Annotated in this window: 2 pseudogenes; both read left to right on the top strand. The window is 72.6% G+C overall.

The features are described 5' to 3' along the window. Positions 1–775: pseudogene (locus ACQKIP_RS46125) on the top strand (HSP90 family protein); the annotation flags it as partial. A gap of 2 nt (positions 776–777) precedes the next feature. After that, positions 778–1,979: pseudogene (locus ACQKIP_RS46120) on the top strand (hypothetical protein); the annotation flags it as partial.

Below are 1,979 nucleotides of genomic sequence, written 5' to 3'. Positions count from 1 at the left end.
GCTCGCCCGCTTCCTGCAAGCCCACCACCTGGCCGTGAAGTCCCTCGCCGTGCACGACGACGAGATCCTGCGGATGCTGCTGCCCTGGCTGCCCTTCGAGACCAGCGACGGGCACACCACCCTCGACGCCTTCGCCCGCACCCACCGCACCGTGCTGGTGACCTCGAGTGTGGAGGAGTTCCGGCAGATCGCCGCGATCGCCTCGGCCGCCGGCCTGGGCGTGGTCAACGGCGGCTATACCTACGACCGTGAACTGGTCCACCGGCTGCCCGAGATCAGGTCCGAGGTCAGCGTCGCCGACCTCGACCCGGCGGTCCTGACCGCCCACCTGGACCCCGTCGACCGCGAGAGCGAACTGGCCGCCGCTGCCTACCTGGCCCGGGCCCGCGATGCCCTGGCCGTCTTCGACTGCGACGTGGCACTGCGCACCTTCCAGCCCGCCTCCGCCCCCGCCCTGCTCATCGACAGCCGCGAGGCCCGGCACGAGCGCACCCGCTCCCAGCTCGCCAGGGAGCAGGAGGGCGGCCTGTGGGGCGACATCCTGGGCGCCCTGCGCCAGGAAGCCCCGCGCGCCCAGCTGATCCTCAACCAGCTCAACCCGCTGGTGCGCACCGCCGTCGCCATCGAGGAGCCCGAGCTGGCCCGCACCAGCGCCGAAGCCCTCTACGGGCAGGCCGCACTGCTGTCCCGGCGCCCGCTGCGGCCCGCCGAATCGAGCCTGATCAACCGCTCCTTCCTCGACCTTCTCGCCCACGCCCTGCGCAAGGACAGCTGACGATGCCGACCGCACCCCAGACCACCGACGCGCTCTACGAGGCGCTCCAGGACAACGACCGGCGCCCCTACGGCCGCACCCGCACCGTCACCGCCGAGGAACTGGTCGACGCCGCCGAGCAGTTCGCCCAGCCCGTCCCGCTCATCCACGCGCTGCTCGAACTCCAGGAGGCCTACACCTACGGCTCCGAACCGCGTAAGTCGCCGGTCGTCTTCGCCCGCCTGCTCACCCTCTTCGACGAGCAGCCCGACGTCTTCGACGAGCGCCTGCGCCACCTGCTGTTCTGGCGGTTCAAATGGGTGGCCGGCGCCCTGCGCGCCCTGCCCGAGATACCGCTGTCCAGCCTGCGCCAGTGGCTCACCGAAATGCGCGACCGCTACGCCAAGGCCGGCCTCGGCCTGCAGCCCTACTACGGACAGGCCTACCACCTGGCCGTCCACCTCGGCCAGGACACGGACCTCGCCTACGAGCTGTGGGCGGGTCGCACCCGCACCCCCTTCAGCGACTGCGAAGCCTGCGAGATCTGCGGGCGCGCCCGCCACCACCTGGCGGCGGGCGACGACGCGCGGGCGCTGCGCGCCTGGGAACCCGTCCTGGCCGGCAAAGAGTCCTGCCAGGAGGAGCCGGCCCGCTCCATCTCCCACGCGCTGCTGCCCCTGGTGCGCACCGGACACACCGAGCGGGCCTGCCAGCTGCACCTGACCGGCTACCGCGGCTGCCGCCGCAATCCCTCGATGTCCGGGGAGGTCGGCCGGCACCTGGAGTTCTGCGCGCTGACCGGCAACGAAGCACGCGGCCTGGAACTCCTCGCCGAAAACCGCAGCCTGTTCGAGGAGGTGGACTCGCCACTGGACCAGCTCGACTTCCTCACCGGAGTGGAAGTCCTCCTCCAGCGCGTCGAACTCCTCGGGCACGGCGACCTGCCCGCCGCCGGATACGCGGGCAGCACCTGGACGGCAGCCGGCCTGCGCGCCGAGGCAGGCAGCCGCGCCGAGGACCTCGCCAGCCGCTTCGACGCCCGCAACGGCACCACCGCCCACACCGACGAGCGCAGGGCCCGCCTCGACCGTGCCCCGCTCCTGGACGCGCTGGAACTGACCCTGCGCACCCGGCACCTCGACGACGTGGCCCGCGCCTGCGCCCTGCTCGCCGCAGCCGAAATCCCCGCCCCGGACACCGAGAGGGCCCAGGGAACCGAAGGGAC

The sequence above is a fragment of the Streptomyces sp. NPDC059900 genome, assembly GCF_050270335.1.
Lineage (GTDB): Bacteria > Actinomycetota > Actinomycetes > Streptomycetales > Streptomycetaceae > Streptomyces.
Note: the sequence above shows the minus strand (reverse complement) of the source record. Positions and strands in the feature narration are given on the sequence as shown.